13 protein-coding genes are annotated in these 15358 nt (G+C 70.1%); 3 read left to right on the plus strand and 10 right to left on the minus strand.

Annotation, left to right across the window (positions count from 1 at the left end; all coding sequences use genetic code 11):
- Positions 1 to 24: 24 nt before the first annotated feature.
- Both QE416_RS15140 and QE416_RS15145 read left to right on the plus strand, forming a co-directional pair.
- Positions 25 to 1593, plus strand: coding sequence for an ABC transporter ATP-binding protein (locus tag QE416_RS15140; protein WP_307317425.1), 1569 nt, complete (start codon positions 25 to 27; stop codon positions 1591 to 1593).
- Entirely contained in the window at positions 1590 to 3323 is a 1734-nt protein-coding gene (locus QE416_RS15145; protein ID WP_307317427.1) for an ABC transporter ATP-binding protein, read from the plus strand. Before QE416_RS15140 ends, QE416_RS15145 begins: the two co-directional genes overlap by 4 nt.
- A gap of 1 nt (position 3324) precedes the next feature.
- On the opposite strand, the gene dapC is transcribed toward QE416_RS15145, so the two are convergent.
- From dapC to QE416_RS15170, 5 genes are read right to left on the minus strand one after another with little or no spacing between them, the layout of a single operon-like run.
- Complete coding sequence (gene dapC, locus QE416_RS15150) at positions 3325 to 4428, minus strand: succinyldiaminopimelate transaminase (protein ID WP_307317430.1); 1104 nt, start codon at positions 4426 to 4428, stop codon at positions 3325 to 3327.
- A 3-nt stretch (positions 4429 to 4431) separates the two neighbouring features.
- A complete protein-coding gene (gene fdxA, locus QE416_RS15155; protein ID WP_307317433.1) occupies positions 4432 to 4752 on the minus strand; it encodes a ferredoxin in 321 nt (106 codons plus the stop codon).
- 53 nt (positions 4753 to 4805) lie between these two features.
- A complete protein-coding gene (locus QE416_RS15160; RefSeq protein ID WP_210074360.1) occupies positions 4806 to 5204 on the minus strand; it encodes a DUF6113 family protein in 399 nt (132 codons plus the stop codon).
- Between the two features lie 45 nt (positions 5205 to 5249).
- Positions 5250 to 5564, minus strand: a complete 315-nt coding sequence (locus tag QE416_RS15165; protein ID WP_307317437.1) for an AzlD domain-containing protein — start codon at positions 5562 to 5564, stop codon at positions 5250 to 5252.
- Complete coding sequence (locus QE416_RS15170; protein WP_307317440.1) at positions 5561 to 6277, minus strand: AzlC family ABC transporter permease; 717 nt, start codon at positions 6275 to 6277, stop codon at positions 5561 to 5563. The genes QE416_RS15165 and QE416_RS15170 overlap by 4 nt, the downstream gene beginning before the upstream one ends.
- Positions 6278 to 6342: 65 nt before the next feature.
- Between QE416_RS15170 and QE416_RS15175 the strand changes: the two genes are divergently transcribed.
- On the plus strand, positions 6343 to 6894 hold the full coding sequence (locus QE416_RS15175; RefSeq protein WP_210074356.1) for a helix-turn-helix domain-containing protein: 552 nt from the start codon (positions 6343 to 6345) through the stop codon (positions 6892 to 6894).
- Positions 6895 to 7303: 409 nt separating this feature from the next.
- Here the strand turns inward: QE416_RS15175 and typA are convergent, their stop codons facing one another.
- The 5 genes from typA to QE416_RS15200 form a co-directional block, all read right to left on the minus strand.
- Positions 7304 to 9217, minus strand: a complete 1914-nt coding sequence (gene typA / locus QE416_RS15180) for a translational GTPase TypA (RefSeq protein WP_210074354.1) — start codon at positions 9215 to 9217, stop codon at positions 7304 to 7306.
- A 156-nt stretch (positions 9218 to 9373) separates the two neighbouring features.
- Complete coding sequence (locus QE416_RS15185) at positions 9374 to 11053, minus strand: ABC transporter family substrate-binding protein (RefSeq protein WP_307317443.1); 1680 nt, start codon at positions 11051 to 11053, stop codon at positions 9374 to 9376.
- 4 nt (positions 11054 to 11057) lie between these two features.
- The gene (locus QE416_RS15190) at positions 11058 to 13226 is read right to left on the minus strand and encodes an ABC transporter ATP-binding protein (protein WP_307317970.1); all 2169 of its coding nucleotides are present in this window, start codon (positions 13224 to 13226) and stop codon (positions 11058 to 11060) included.
- A 16-nt stretch (positions 13227 to 13242) separates the two neighbouring features.
- Positions 13243 to 14166, minus strand: a complete 924-nt coding sequence (locus QE416_RS15195) for an ABC transporter permease (protein ID WP_307317445.1) — start codon at positions 14164 to 14166, stop codon at positions 13243 to 13245.
- Between the two features lies 1 nt (position 14167).
- Positions 14168 to 15148 (minus strand): ABC transporter permease, encoded by a 981-nt coding sequence (locus QE416_RS15200; RefSeq protein ID WP_210074350.1) that lies wholly within the window; start codon positions 15146 to 15148, stop codon positions 14168 to 14170.
- Between the last annotated feature and the right edge of the window lie 210 nt (positions 15149 to 15358).

Here is a 15358-nt window from a genome sequence, read left to right on the forward strand (position 1 = left end):
CCCATTCCCACGCGTGCACTGCCCGTGACCGATCGGACCACGCCACGCGGGCTGACGTGGCGGGTGGCGCGGGCTGCTCCCCGCTACTCGGTTCCCGCCGCCGCGCTGTCGATCACGCATCAGGTGGGCGAGGCCCTCGTCCCCGTCATCATGGGTCTCGCCATCGAGCGAGCGGTCGCCACCGGCGATCCGCTGCAGCTGGTGCTATGGCTCGGCCTGCTGGCGGCCGACTTCCTGATGCTGTCGTTCTCGTGGCGCTTCGGTTCGCGACTGGCCGAGCTCGGCACGCTCGCGGTGCAGCATCGCCTGCGCACGACGGTCGCCGCTCATCTGATGCGGCGGGCGCCACGCGCGGGCCGCCCCTCGGAGCAGCCGGGCGTCGCCCTCTCGCTCGCCACCTCGGATGCGAATCGTCTTTCGGAGGCCGTGTCCATCGGCGTGTACCCGGTCGGTCAGCTGGCCGCGGTGCTCTTCGGCGGCGCGGTGCTGCTCACCCTGTCGTGGCCCCTCGGGCTGGCCGTGCTCGTGGGCGCTCCGTTGCTGCTGTGGCTCACCGAGCGTGCGGGCCGGACCCTGCGCGACCGCAGCGGCGCCGAGCAGCGGGCCGCGGCCGCCGCCGCCGGCCGGGCGGCCGACCTGCTCAGCGGCTACCGTGTCATCCGCGGTATCGGCGCCGAGGCCGAGGCCGCGCGCCGCTACCGACAGGCCAGCCGGACCGCTCTGGCCGACACCGTGCGCGCCCGACGGGCCGAGGGCGTGTTCGGCGGGGCGATGAGCATCGTGACGGGCCTGTTCCTCACCGCGATCGCCGTCTGCGCGGCCGTCCTCGCACTGTCGGGATCGCTGAGCGTCGGCGCCTTCGTCGCGGTCGTGGGCCTCGCGCAGTTCCTCATCGACCCGCTCCGGGTGCTGGCGCTGTACACCGGGGCGTGGTGGGCCTCGTCGACGGCGTCCGCGGCACGCCTGCTCGACGTGCTCCGCGACACCGAACCCGACGTCGAGGGCGTCGAAGCGTCCCGCGCGCCCGCGCGCCCGGCCGAACAGAGCCTGCTCGCGGCCGGTTCGCCCACCGACGACCTCGCTGACGACCTCGCCGTTCGCCCGGGCGAGTTCGTCGTCGTCGCGTGCGCCGGCGAACGGTCCGTGGCGGTCGCCGCTGCCCTGCGCGCACGGCATCCGGATGCCCTCCACGCCCCGCACGTGGCGCACCTGTTCGCCGGAACCGTGGCCGAGAACGTCGCCCCGCCGGGAGCGGATGCCGAGACCCTGGCGGCCGCTCTGCGCGCGGCCGCGTGCGACGATCTCGCCGGAATCCTTCCCCAGGGGCTCGACAGTCGCGTCGGCGAGAACGGCACGGCACTCTCGGGGGGCCAACGTCAACGCGTCGCTCTGGCCCGGGCACTCGCACACGACCCCGATCTGCTCGTGCTGCACGACCCGACGACCGCGGTCGACGCCGTCACCGAGGCGCGCATCGCCGAAGGGGTGCACGCGTCTCGTCGCCACCGTCGCACCCTCGTCGTCACTCGCGCGCCCGCATTCGCCGCCGTCGCCGATCGCGTCGTGCACGTCCCCGAAGGAGGCGACGCGTGAGCGTTCCGCTGCCCCTCGCCCCCGCCGGGGCGGTCGCGCGAGAGATGTGGCGCGCGTTCCCCCGGGGCTGGTGGCGACTGCCCGCACTCTTCGTCGTCGTGCTCGCCGCCGCGGCCGCCGGCGTCGTCGGTCCGCTCGCGCTCGGCGCGGTCGTCGATGCGATCGGCGCGGGTGGCGATGATCCGGGACTGGCCTGGACGCTCGCGGCGGTGATGGCCGGTGCCGTCGTGCTGGCGTCGGTGCTCACGGCCGTCGGGACGGTGTCGGCCTCGCGGCTGTTCGAGCACGCCCTCGCCTCCCTGCGCGAGCGCATGGTCGACACCGCCCTGCACCTGCCGCCGGCGCACATCGAACGCGCGGGCACCGGAGATCTCGTCGCCCGGGCCGGAGACGACGTCGCGGAGGTCTCGGGCGCGATCCCGCAGGTCGTGCCGGCGCTGGTCGGGTCCGCCTTCACGATCGTGGTGACGCTCGTCGGCATGGCCGTCATCGACCCGTGGTACGCCGTCGCGCTCGTCGTGGTGACGCCCCTGCACGTCTTCGCCGTGCGCCGGTACCTGCGCGCTGCGCCCGCGGTGTACGCGGCCGAACGCGCCGCCATGTCCGATCGCGCTCAGCACCTGCTCGACGCGCTCCGGGGACTCGAGACCGTACGCGCCTACCGCACGGAATCCGCCCACCTGTCGCGCATCGCGACGGCATCGTGGGCGGTCGTGCGGTGGAGCATGCGCGCGCGCGGCATCCAGAACCTGTTCTTCGCTCGTCTGAACGCGGCCGAGTTCCTCGGCATGGCCGGGCTGCTCGTCGTCGGCTTCGTCCTGGTGGCGAACGGGGCGGGAACGATCGGCGGCACGACCGCGGCCATGCTGCTTTTCCTGCGCCTGTTCGGGCCGATCAACCAGCTCCTGTTCGTCGTCGACGACCTGCAGTCGGCCCTCGCCTCGCTCTCGCGCATCGTCGGCGTGGTCCGCGCCGGGGCGCAGAACGGGCCCGTCGCGCGCCACGACGACGAGCGGCCGGACCGCGGCACCGGCGCAGACGACGACCTCGTGCTGCAGGGCATCACGCACGCCTACGAGAGGAATCACCCGGTGCTGCACGACGTGTCGATGCGCGTCGCCTCGGGCACCACCGTGGCCGTGGTCGGCGCCTCAGGGACCGGCAAGTCCACGCTCGCGGCCATCGCCGCGGGCGTCCACGATCCGGTCGCGGGCCGGGTGCGTCGCCCCGGCAGGGTGGCCCTCGTCACGCAGGACGTGCACGTCTTCGACACCGACCTGCGCGAGAACCTCACCCTGGCCGCCCGCGACGCGGGCGACGACGATCTCGTCGAGGCGCTGCGGCGCGTGGGCGCGGGCGGCCTCGTCGCGCGCCTCGCCCGGGGGCTGGACGAACCCGTCGGCGCCTCGGGCACCCCCCTCTCGCCCGCCGAGGCGCAGTTGATCGCCCTCGCGCGCGTGTCGTTGAGCGACCCCGCCGTCGTCGTGCTCGACGAGGCGACGGCCGAGGCCGGATCGGCCGAGGCGGGCCGACTCGAGGATGCCGCGCTCGCGATCGTGGAGGGACGCACCGCCCTGGTCGTCGCGCACCGGCTCAGCCAGGCCGCCCGCGCCGACCGCGTCGTACTGCTCGAGGCCGGCCGCATCCGCGAAGAGGGCACGCACGACGAGCTGCGCGAGGCCGGCGGCCCCTACGCGCGCCTCTGGGAGGCGTGGAACCGCTCGAGCTGAATCAGGGAGTCAAGCGCTCGGCCGCGGCGGCGATGCGCTCGTCTGTCGCCGTCAGCGAGAAGCGCACGTGGTTCGGGAAGTGCGCGCCGTAGAAGTGCCCGGGACCGACCAGGATGCCGAGGTCGGCGAGTCGGTCCACGCTCTCCCAGGCGTCGCGCTCCTCGGTCGCCCACAGGTACAGGCCGCCCTCGCTGCGGTCGATGGTGAAGCCGGCGGCCTCGACGGCAGGCTTGAGGACCGCCCGACGGCGAGCGTAGCGTTCGCGCTGCTCTGCCACGTGCGCATCGTCGCCGAGAGCGACGGTCATCGCGCGCTGCACGGGCGCGGGCGGCATGAGACCGAGGTGCTTCCGCCCGTTCAGCAGACGCGCCACGAGAGCGGCGTCACCGGCCAGGAACGCCGCACGGTACCCGGCGAGATTCGACTGTTTGCTCAGCGAGTAGACCGAGAGCACATCCGTGAGATCGCCGTCCACGACGGCCGGATCGAGAACGCTCGGGACGGGCTGCGCGTCCCACGGGGCATCCCAGCCGAGCTCGGCGTAGCACTCGTCGGAGGCCAGGACGGCACCGATCTCGCGCGCCCGGGTCACGGCATCCCGAAGCTCGTCCGTCGACAGGACGCGGCCGTCGGGGTTGCCCGGCGAGTTGATCCAGACCAGACGCGTGTGGGCGGGCCACTCGGAGGGATCGTCGGATGCCACGGACTCGGCGCCGACGAGACGCGCGCCGACCTCGTAGGTGGGGTAGGCCGCTCGGGGGTGCACGACGGCATCGCCCGGGCCGAGGCCCAGAAGCAGCGGCAGCAGGGCGACGAGCTCTTTCGAGCCCACGGTCGGCAGGACGTTCGCCGCGCTCAGCCCCGGAACGCCGCGACGGCGCTCGTACCAGTCGGCGATCGCCTCACGCAGCGCCGGAGTGCCCGCCGTGGCCGGGTAGGCGTGCGCATCGGTCGCGTCGGCCAGGGCCTCGGCGATCACGACGGGGGTCGGATCGACGGGCGAGCCGATCGACAGATCCACGATGCCGTCGGGGTGTCGCCGCGCGCGCTCCGCATAGGGGGCGACGGCGTCCCACGGGTAGTCGGCGAGGTCGGCGACGCCCACGGCTCAGTGGCTCTGCGGGGGCAGCGCGGTGATGACGGGGTGGTCCTTGGCGATCACGCCGACCTTGGCCGCTCCACCGGGCGATCCGATGTCATCGAAGAACTCGACGTTGGCCTTGTAGTAGTCGGCCCACTCTTCGGGGAGGTCGTCCTCGTAGTAGATGGCTTCGACGGGGCAGACCGGCTCGCAGGCACCACAGTCGACGCACTCGTCGGGGTGGATGTAGAGCGATCGTTCACCCTCGTAGATGCAGTCGACGGGACACTCATCGATGCAGGCGCGGTCTTTGACATCGACACACGGGAGGGCGATCACGTAAGTCACCCGCCCAGTCTAATCGCGCCGAGGCGATCGCCTCCGCCGACGGGCCCTCGGGCCTAAGATTCGACCGGACGCGCGGGGGTCTGGAGCTTGGAGAAGTCGGGCCACAACGCCACGAGCACCATCAGGGCGGGGCCGACGACCGTCCACACCAGCGGAATCCATTCCGTGCCCGCCGTGGGCGCCGCCACGATCGCGGAGCCGCCCGGGCCCACCTGCGAGAAGAGATAGGTCGCGGCGGTGATGCCGAGCCCGCCGGCGAGGGCGTTGACGCGGTCGCCGGTGAGGGTGCGCAAGGCGATGAGCAGCGCGGCGCTGCCGATCGTCGCGAGGATCAGACCGACCGGCACCGGGCCGACGAGGAAGGCCTGGCCGACGGTACCGGCGGCTCCGTAGAAGGCTCCGACGAGCAGGGCAACCACCCAGCCGACGACGCGAAGAATCGTGGAAGTCACCGCCCGAGTCTAGGCGGGACGGCTATGCGCGCAGCGCGAGCCCCCTCACGCCGCCCACCCCCAGAGCCGCAGCAGCGCGGCAGTGACGGCGGCGGCGGCCACCACGACGAGGAACGGCGCACGCGCCCACAGCAGCAGGGCGGCGACACCGACGGCCGGGAGCCGCGCATCGACCACGACGGCCGCCCCCGCCCCCAGCGTCTGCACCATCACGAGCGCCGCGAGCAGGGCGACGGTGAGGAGGTCCGCGACGCGGGCCGGACGGGGAGAGTCGAGCCAGTGCGCCGGAAGCGAGTACCCGATCGCCTTGAGCGCGAAGCAGATGACGGATGCCAGGAGCACCGCGGTCCACAGGGTCATGGCATCCGTTCCTCTTCCGTCGACGCCTTTGCGCCCCGCGGGTCGAACAGGCCCACCGCGACGGCGACTCCGGCCGCAGCGATCACCGGGATGCCCGGCATGAGCCAGGGCGTGAGCAGCGCCGCGACGACCGCCGCTCCCGCCGCGACGGCCAGGGGCTGTCGTCCGCGCAGGCGCGGCCAGAGCAGGGCGAGGAACGCGGCCGCCGCGGCGGCGTCGAGACCGTAGGAGCGCGGGTCGCCGAGCACGTCGCCGAGAAGCGCACCCAGCAAGGTCGAGAGGTTCCACCCGACCCAGATCGCGATCCCCGTCACCCAGAAGCCGGCCTGGCGTGCGCGGGGTGCATCCTGGGCGAGGCCGACGGCCACCGACTCGTCGATCGTGAAGTGCGTCGCCGACAGCTTGCGCCAGAACCCACCCGCGACGACCGGAGCCATGCGCATCGCGTACGCCGCGTTGCGAACGCCCAGCAGAGCCGAGGAGGCGATGGCCGCGGGGGCGGCGGCCGGTCCCCCGGCGGCGACGACGCCGACGAAGGCGAACTGCGATCCCCCCGTGAACATCAGCAGGCTCAACACGCAGGTCTGCCAGATGTCGAGACCGGATGCCACGGACAGGGCCCCGAACGAGATGCCGTAGGCACTCGTGGCGAGGGCGACCGCGAGCCCCTGCCGGGTCGCCACCCCCTCGGGTGTTCGGTAGAACGAACGCATGAGCATCATCGTGAACGATAGTGGCGTGTTCGTCAAATCGAACGATCGGCAGCGATAATGAACACATGAGCGATCTGAGCAACCGCATCGCCGCGAGCCTGCGACGCGAGCGGGAAAGACGCGATCTCAGCGTGTCCGAGCTGGCGCGGCGCGCAGGAGTCGCCAAAGCGACGGTGTCACAGCTCGAGAACGGCGGCGGGAACCCGAGTGTCGAAACGCTCTGGGCCCTGGCCTCCGCTCTCGGGATCACCTTCGCCGACCTCGTCGATGAGGGCGCGCACTCCCCCACCCTGATCCGCGCCGGAGAAGCGGGAACCGCCGTGGCGTCCTCGGCATCGGAGTACGTCGCCGTGCTGCTGTCGGCGAGTCCGCCGCACGCGCGCCGCGACATCTACCTGCTCTCCGCCGAGCCCGGACAGCCCCGCCGATCCGACCCTCACCCCCGGGGGACGGTCGAGCACCTCGTCATGGTGTCGGGTCGCGGCCTCGTCGGCCCCGCCGATGCCCCCTATGAGCTCTCCCCCGGCGACTACCTCTCGTACGCAGGCGACTCCCCGCACGTCTTCGAGGCGCTCACACCCGGCATGAGCGCCGTGTGCGTCGTCGAGTCGCGCTGACGGCCATCGCCCGGGGCCGGGGCCGGCATCCCGATCGAGTGTCCATGACACGCCGGGTGGTCGCACCCCGGCGCGGCGTGTTCTGGACACTCGACGTCGGTCGTCGCCCGGCACCCGCGGCGCACTCGCGCGTCCGGGGACGCCCGGCGCGTCCGCCTTCCGGTCGCGAACCGGCGGCAGCGCCGTCAACCGGTTTACGCATAAACGCTTCCGGCGCGCAGAAACAGGAGCAGAGCGCGTTTCTGCGCGCGGATCGCGTTTATGCGTACAGCGGCAGCCGGTTGACTGCCCGAAACAGCCCGACGGATCCCAGACCCGTCGGAGCTTCCCGGACACTCAAGGGGCCGGAAAAAGCCGAACGGCCCCGCTCAGCACGGGGCTGGGCGGGGCCGTTCGCGAGCGGGATCGCTCAGGCGTTGGCATCCTGACGCTTCAGGCGCGAGGCGGTGCGGCCGCGCTCGGTCGCGTCGAGCACGACCTTGCGGATGCGCACCTTCTCGGGCGTGACCTCGACGCATTCGTCGTCGCGCGCGAACTCGAGCGACTCCTCCAGCGTCAGCAGGCGCGGGGGCGTCATCGACTCGAAGGAGTCGGAGGTCGACGAACGCATGTTCGTCAGCTTCTTCTCCTTGGTGATGTTGACGTCCATGTCGTCGGCGCGGGAGTTCTCGCCGATGACCATGCCCTCGTAGACCTCTTCGGTGGGCTGCACGAAGAAGCTCATGCGCTCCTGCAGAGCGATCATCGCGAAGGGGGTCACGACACCCATGCGGTCGGCCACGATCGAGCCGTTCTGACGGGTGGTGATCGAACCCGCCCAGTCGTCGTAGCCGTGCGAGATGGCGTTGGCGATACCGGTACCGCGGGTGATCGTGAGGAACTCGCTGCGGAAGCCGATGAGACCGCGCGAGGGGACGACGAACTCCATGCGCACCCAGCCGGTGCCGTGGTTGGTCATGTTGTCCATGCGGCCCTTACGGGCGGCCATGAGCTGCGTGATCGCGCCGAGGTGCTCTTCGGGGGCATCGATGGTCAGGTGCTCGAAGGGCTCCTTGAGCTTGCCGTCTTCACCGCGCTTGGTGACCACCTGCGGCTTGCCGACCGTGAGCTCGAAGCCCTCGCGGCGCATGTTCTCGACGAGGATGGCCAGCGCGAGCTCGCCGCGACCCTGGACCTCCCACGCGTCGGGGCGTCCGATGTCGACGACCTTGAGCGAGACGTTACCGATGAGCTCGCGGTCGAGGCGGTCCTTGACCATGCGCGCGGTGAGCTTGTGGCCCTTGACCTTGCCCATGAGGGGCGACGTGTTGGTGCCGATGGTCATCGAGATGGCCGGGTCGTCGACCGTGATCGCCTTGAGCGGGCGGACGTCTTCGGGGTCGGCGATGGTCTCGCCGATGGTGATGTCGGGGAATCCGGCGATGGCGACGATGTCGCCGGGGCCGGCGTCTTCGGCGGGGTAGCGCTCGAGGGCGCGGGTCTTGAGCAGCTCGGTGACACGAGCATTGCTGGTGGTGCCGTCGGCGCGCACCCAGGCCACGGTCTGCCCCTTCTTCAGCGTGCCGTTGAAGACGCGCAGCAGCGCGAGGCGGCCGAGGAACGGCGAGGAGTCGAGGTTGGTGACCCAGGCCTGCAGGGGCGCCTCGTCGTCGAAGGCCGGAGCCGGGACGTGCTCGAGGATCGCGGCGAACAGGGGCTCGAGGTCGTCGTTGTCGGGCAGCGACCCGTTGTCGGGGCGGTTGAGCGAAGCGGCGCCCGCGCGGCCGGAGGCGTACACGACCGGCACGTCGAGCAGGGCGTCGACATCGAGGTCGGGCACGTCGTCGACGAGATCGGACGCGAGGCCGAGCAGGAGGTCGTGCGCCTCTTCTTCGACCTCGGCGATGCGCGCGTCGGGGCGATCGGTCTTGTTGACCAGCAGGATCACGGGGAGCTTCGCCTCGAGAGCCTTGCGCAGCACGAAGCGCGTCTGGGGCAGCGGGCCCTCGGACGCGTCGACGAGCAGCACGACGCCGTCGACCATGGACAGACCGCGCTCCACCTCGCCGCCGAAGTCGGCGTGACCGGGCGTGTCGATGACGTTGATCGTCACCGGCACGTCCGAGTGGATGCCGTTGTACGTGATCGCCGTGTTCTTGGCGAGGATCGTGATGCCCTTTTCGCGCTCGAGATCGTTCGAGTCCATCGCGCGCTCTTCGACGTGCGCGTGGTCGCCGAACGAGCCGGTCTGGCGGAGCATGGCGTCGACGAGGGTCGTCTTGCCGTGGTCGACGTGCGCGACGATCGCGACGTTACGGAGGTCAGGACGAAGGGCGTGCGCCATGGAGGGTCTCCAGGAAAATTCGGGGTGATGCCCGGAATCGGGCCTGCCTAGTCTACCGGGCGCCTACGACACTCCCGGGCAGGAGACGTTCAGGAAGCGCGGCGGCGTGAAAAAGGGGCGGGATCCCTCGGGATCCCGCCCCTCTCGGTCAACGGATCACGAGTTGGCGAAGCCCACGATCGTCCAGTCGATGGTCTCGAACTGGGTCGCGCCCCAGTTCACGAGGCCCTGCTTGACGGCGTAGACGTTCGGCAGCGGCGCGATCGGGATGATCGGCACGGACTCCCAGAGCACCTTGTCGATCTCCTGCGCGGTCTGCAGGCGCGCGTCGGGGTCGAGCTCCGAGTTGGCCTTGGCCCACAGCGCGTCCAGACGCGGGTCGGCGATGCCGGTGTAGTTCTGCGCCGAGTCGACGGGCGTGAACAGCGAGCGGCTCGACGAGATCGGGTAGGCGGTGCCCTGCCACGAGAACGTCACCATCTCGAAGTCACCCTTGATGACGTAGTCCGAAAAGTAGCTGCCGACGGGAACCGAGACGAGCTCGACGGGGATGCCGACCTCGGCGAGGTCCGCCTGGATCTGCTCGGCACGCTGGATGTTCGTCGTGGTGTCGGCGGGGACTGTCACCGTGAACGAGAGCGCCGTGCCGTCCTTCGTCCAGGAGTCGCCGTCCTTCGTGTAGCCGGCGTCCTCGAGGTACTTCGTGCCCGCGTCGACGTCGTAGGGCAGGGACTCGTCGGTGTAGCCGTCCTGGCCGGGCATGAAGATGTAGCTGCCCTGCGTGATGGCGGGGACGCCGACTGGCGAGTTCGCGTTGTTCGCGATCTGTCCGCGGTTGACGATGGATGCCACGGCCTTGCGGACGTTGACGTCGGCAAGCGGTCCGCTCGAGGCGCGCATCGTGATGTGCGTCCAGGTCAGACCGTTCGAGGCCTGGATCTCGGCACCCGGGACGTTCTGAGCGGTCTGGTAGAGGTCGGCGTTCGAGCTGATGTTCAGCGCGTCGATCTCGCCGTTGCTGAACGAGGTGCCCTGCTGGCTCTGGCTCACGGCGCGGAAGACCACCGTGTCGAGCTTGGGCTTCGGGCCCCACCAGTTGGGGTTGTGGTCGAGGGTCGCGACTCCGGCCGTCGAGTCGAAGCTCGCGAGCTTGAAGGGGCCCGACGAGGGAAGCGCCTTCGTGAGGTACCCGGTGTTGAACGTGTTCGGGTCGTTCGCGACACTCGCGGGCAGGACCTGACCGAACAGGCTCTGCCAGTCCGCGAAGACCGACGAGAACGTGATGACGACGTCGAACTGGTCGGTGCCCTGCTCGACCGAGGAGATCTGGTCCCACCCGGTGGTCGAGATGACGACGTAGGCGGGGTTGCTTCCGTTGTTCGCCTTCCAGGTGGCCTGGTAGTCGGCCACGGTGATCGGCGTGCCGTCTTCCCACTTGGCATCCGGGTTGAGCTTGATCTCGACCTTCTGGGGGTCGGTGCTGGTCAGCTCGACGGAGGAAGCGTAGTTCTGGTCGACGACGGGCTTGCCGTCCTCGCCGATGCGGATGGGGCCACCCTGCATCGCCGCGACGATGTTGTTCGTGTTGACCTCGTTGCCGTCGATCTGGAAGTTGTTCCAGTTCACGGGCATGGAGTCGACCGCGAGAGTCAGCGTGCCGCCGTCCTTGACGTCTGCGGCGTCGGCGCGCACCCACGCGGTCGACGGCAGCGAGTTCTGGTCTTCGGGGTTGGCCGACGGCGCTGCGGTGTTGCCCGGCGCGCACCCGGCGATCGCCAGGGCGGCGGCACTCAGCAGCGCGAGAGCGCTGAGAGCCTTCGCTTTACGCATTCTCATGTGATCAATCCTCTCGTTGGTGATCGGGAAGGGCCCCCGTCGACGTGGTGCCGTCGGTCGGGGACGTTCGGGGGGAACCGGCCGACACCGTCTCGAGGACGAGGTCGGACCGTTCGGCGTAGTGGCACGCCACCTGGGAGTGCGCCTGAGGACGCAAGCCCGGGTCGTCGTTGTCGCACCGGCGCCGGTCGGCGTCGGGCAGCAGGCGATAGAGCGGGCACCGCGTGCGGAAGCGGCATCCCGAGATCTCCTGCGTGGGGCTCGGCAGATCGCCGTCGAGCAGGATGCGGGTGCGCGCACGCTCGATGCGCGGATCGGGAATGGGAGCCGCCGAGATGAGGGCCTTCGTGTACGGATGCCGTGGGTCGTCGAACACCTCGTCGACGGGTCCCTGCTCGACGATGCGTCCGAGGTACATGACCGAGACGTCGTCCGCGATCTGACGGACGACGGCGAGGTCGTGCGCGACGAACAGGAACGAGAGTCCGAGTCGCTCCTTCAGGTCTTCGAGCAGGTTGATGACACCGGCCTGGATCGACACGTCGAGCGCCGAGACCGGTTCGTCGAGGACGACGACCGCGGGGTCGGTCGCCAGAGCCCGGGCGATGCCGATGCGCTGGCGCTGTCCGCCCGAGAACTCGTGCGGGTAGCGGTCGGACATGTTCGGATCGAGACCGACCAGATCGAGCAGCTCGCGCATCTTGCGGTCGCGCTCGGACCGGGGTACGCCCTGCACCAGCAACGGCTCGGTGATCACCTCGCCGACCGGCAGGCGCGGATCAATGGCGCCCATCGGGTCCTGGAAGACGATCTGGATGCCCTTGCGCAGCACGGCCTTGTCTTTGCGACCGACCGTGGCGACATCGGTGCCGTTGATGCGGATGCTGCCGCTTTGCGGCGCGACCATCTCCATGATCTCGAGGATCGTCGTGGTCTTGCCGCAGCCCGACTCCCCCACCAAGCCCATCGTCCGGCCCGGCTGGATCGAGAACGAGATCCCGTCCACGGCGCGCACCGTGCCGACGCGGCGCGGGAAGACCGAACCCTTCATGAGCGGGAAGTGCTTCACGAGGTCGGTGACCTCGACGGCGGGGGTCACGTCGGGGCGCAGCGGCGGGATCTCACCGAGCGCCTCGGGCCGCGGGAAGATGTCGGGCCGCGACAGGGCGCCCGAGGCGATCTCGCCGGAACGGATGCAGGCGGCGACGTGGTCGGGCACCGTTCCGTGCACCTCAAGTGCGGGCTCGACGTCGTGACACGCGTCGATCGCGATCGGGCAGCGTGCCGCGAACGGGCAGCCCTTCGGCAATGCCGCAAGGGACGGCGGGCGTCCCTCGAGCGGCACGAGCCGCTGGGAACCCGCGGTCTGCATGTTCGGCACCGAGCGCAGAAGCCCCACCGTGTACGGCATGTGCGGGTCGTGGAAGATCTCGTCGACCGTGCCGCGCTCGACGAGCTTGCCGGCGTACATCACGGCGACGCGGTCCGCGTGCCCTGCGACCACGCCGAGGTCGTGCGTGATCAGCACGACGGCGGCCCCCGTCACCTCACGGGCCTTCTGCAGCACCTCGAGGATCTGCGCCTGGATGGTCACGTCCAAAGCGGTGGTCGGCTCATCCGCGATGATCACGCGCGGGTCGTTCGCGATCGCCATGGCGATCATGGCGCGCTGGCGCATACCGCCCGAGAACTCGTGCGGGTACGCGCGGGCCCGACGCTCGGCATCCGGGATGCCGACGAGCTTGAGCAGCTCGACGCTGCGGGCGTGCGCCGCCGGAGCGCTCAGGGCGCGGTCGTGCAGCCGCAGCCCCTCTGAGATCTGGTCACCCACCGTGTAGACGGGGGTCAGCGCCGACAGCGGATCCTGGAACACCATCGCGAGCTCGGCGCCGCGGATCTTGGAGAGCTGGCCGTCGTTCATGCCGAGGAGCGAGCGCCCGTCGTAGAGGATGTCGCCCTCGACCTTCGCGTTCGAGGGCAGCAGCCCCATCACCGCGAGCGATGACACGCTCTTGCCGGAGCCCGACTCCCCCACGATGCCGAGGAACTCGCCCTCGTGCACGTCGTACGAGATGCCGCGGACCGCGCGGACGGGATCGCCTTCGCGCTGAGGAAAGGTGACGCTGAGGTCGCGGACCGACAGCAGCGGCGAGCGGCCGGTCGAGGACAGCATGGTGGCGGATCGGGTGTCAGTCACGGTTCGCTCCCGAGGTGGGGTCGATGGCGTCGCGCAAGGCGTCGCCGATGAGGCTGATGGCGAGGAGCAGCACGATCAGCACGCCGGCGGGGTACACGAACAGCCACGGGCGGGTCACCGCGGCCGACGTGCCCGACGCCAGCAGCGTGCCGAGCGAGACGTCGGGCGCCTGGACGCCGAAGCCGAAGTAGCTGAGCGAGGTCTCGGCCATGATGGCCGAGACGATGCCGAGGGTCGCGTCGATGATGAGCAGCGACGCGATGTTGGGGATGATGTGGCGCCCGAGGATCTGCCGGGTGGGCATGCCCATGTACCGCGCGGCACGCACGAAGTCGCGGTTGCGCAACGACCGGGTCTGGTTGCGCACGACCTGGGCGAGGATCATCCAGCTGAATACCGCGAGGAAGAACGTCAGCGCGAGCCACGACAGGCCGCGCGTCAGCGGGCTCAGCAGCACGAGGATGAAGAACGACGGGATGACGAGCAGCAGGTGGATCAACCACCCGATGACGGCATCGATCTTGCCGCCCAGGTAGCCGGCGAGCGAACCCACGGCCGCCGCGATCAGCGTCGCACCGATGCCGGCGAGGGCGCCGATGATGAGCGACTTCTGCAGGCCGACCAGCGTCTGGGCGTAGATGTCCTGCCCGATGCCGTTGGTGCCGAACCAGTGCAGCTGCGTGGGCCCGAGGCCGACGTTGAGGAAGTCGCGCTGGGTCGCGTCGTAGGGGTAGAGCAGCGGGCCGATGAAGGCCCAGAGCACGATGAAGACGAGAATGCTCGCACCGACCCAGAAGCGGGGCATCTTTCGCAGACGCGCGCGCACCAGGGCGCCGCGCGACAGCGGCTTGCGATCGCGGGTGACGGGGCTCGTGGCGACGAGCGTGCCGTCGAGGGCTTCTTCCTGCATGGTCATGTCAGCTCCTCACTCTCGGGTCGAGTGCGGCGTAGAGCACCTCGGACAGGGTCGATGACAGCAGGACCAGCACGGCGACGAACAGGGTCGACCCCGCCACGGCGTTGATGTCCTGCTGGGTGACGGCGTTGAGCTGGAACTGCCCCATGCCTCGCCACGAGAAGACGATCTCGAGCATGGTCGAACCGGCGATGAGCGTGCCGAAGCTGTACGCGAAGAACGTCGACATCGGGATGAGCGCGATGCGCACGCCGTGACGGAAGAGCGCCTGCGTACGCGGCAGTCCCTTCGCGCGGGCCGTGCGGATGTAGTCGGCGCCGAGGACGTCGAGCATCATGCTGCGCTGGTAGCGCGAGTACGAGGCCGCGCTGATGAGCACCAGAGCGAGGGTGGGCAGCAGCAGGTGCACCGCGCGGTCGGCGATCATCGGCCAGAACCCCTCGACGCCCGCGGTGTACTCCCCCGTGAAGCGGATGAGCTGCGTGCCCGCGGCGTTGTTCAGGTTGGTCGCCCCGATCATCAGCAGCACGCCGATGACGAAGGTCGGCGTCGCGAAGACCAGGTAGGAGGCGTAGGTCGTCACCTGGTCGGTGGCGCGGTACTGGCGCACCGCCCCCCACACGCCGATGAGCACACCGACCACCGCGCCGATCAGCGACCCGATCAACAGCAGGCGCAGGCTCGTGCCGGCGCGCGTGGCGATCTCGGTCATGACGTCCTGACCGCCGATGGTGTTGCCGAGCGAGAACTTCGTGAACAGGTTCACGAGCCAGTTCCACAGGCGCACGAGGATCGGAACGTCGGGATTGGCGCCGAGAGCGTTGAGGCTCGCGATGATGGACTCCTCCGGCGGCCGCGGGTTCATGCCGTAGAAGCGATCCTGGGGCCGCAGCAGGGCGCTGCCGAGCACGTACGCGAGGCACGTCGCCAGCAGGCTCAGGACGGCGTAGTTCACGAACCGTCGCAGAACGTACAGCGTCATGAGGTGCGCGAGCCCGTCCGGAGCACATCGGGGGTCAGCATCATGGGTGGTCCTCTCGCCTTCGAGATCCCCGCCTATTCGTTTGCCTGGCTAAGGATCTTCAGCGACCCTACGTCGGCTTCCCATGAAACGAGTGCCGGGGGAACACACTTTTCACGACCGTAACAAAGCTCTTACATGGCGCTTTGCCACTGCGGTGTCCGTCGAGCG

It is taken from the genome of Microbacterium sp. SORGH_AS_0421 (assembly GCF_030818635.1).
GTDB lineage: Bacteria > Actinomycetota > Actinomycetes > Actinomycetales > Microbacteriaceae > Microbacterium.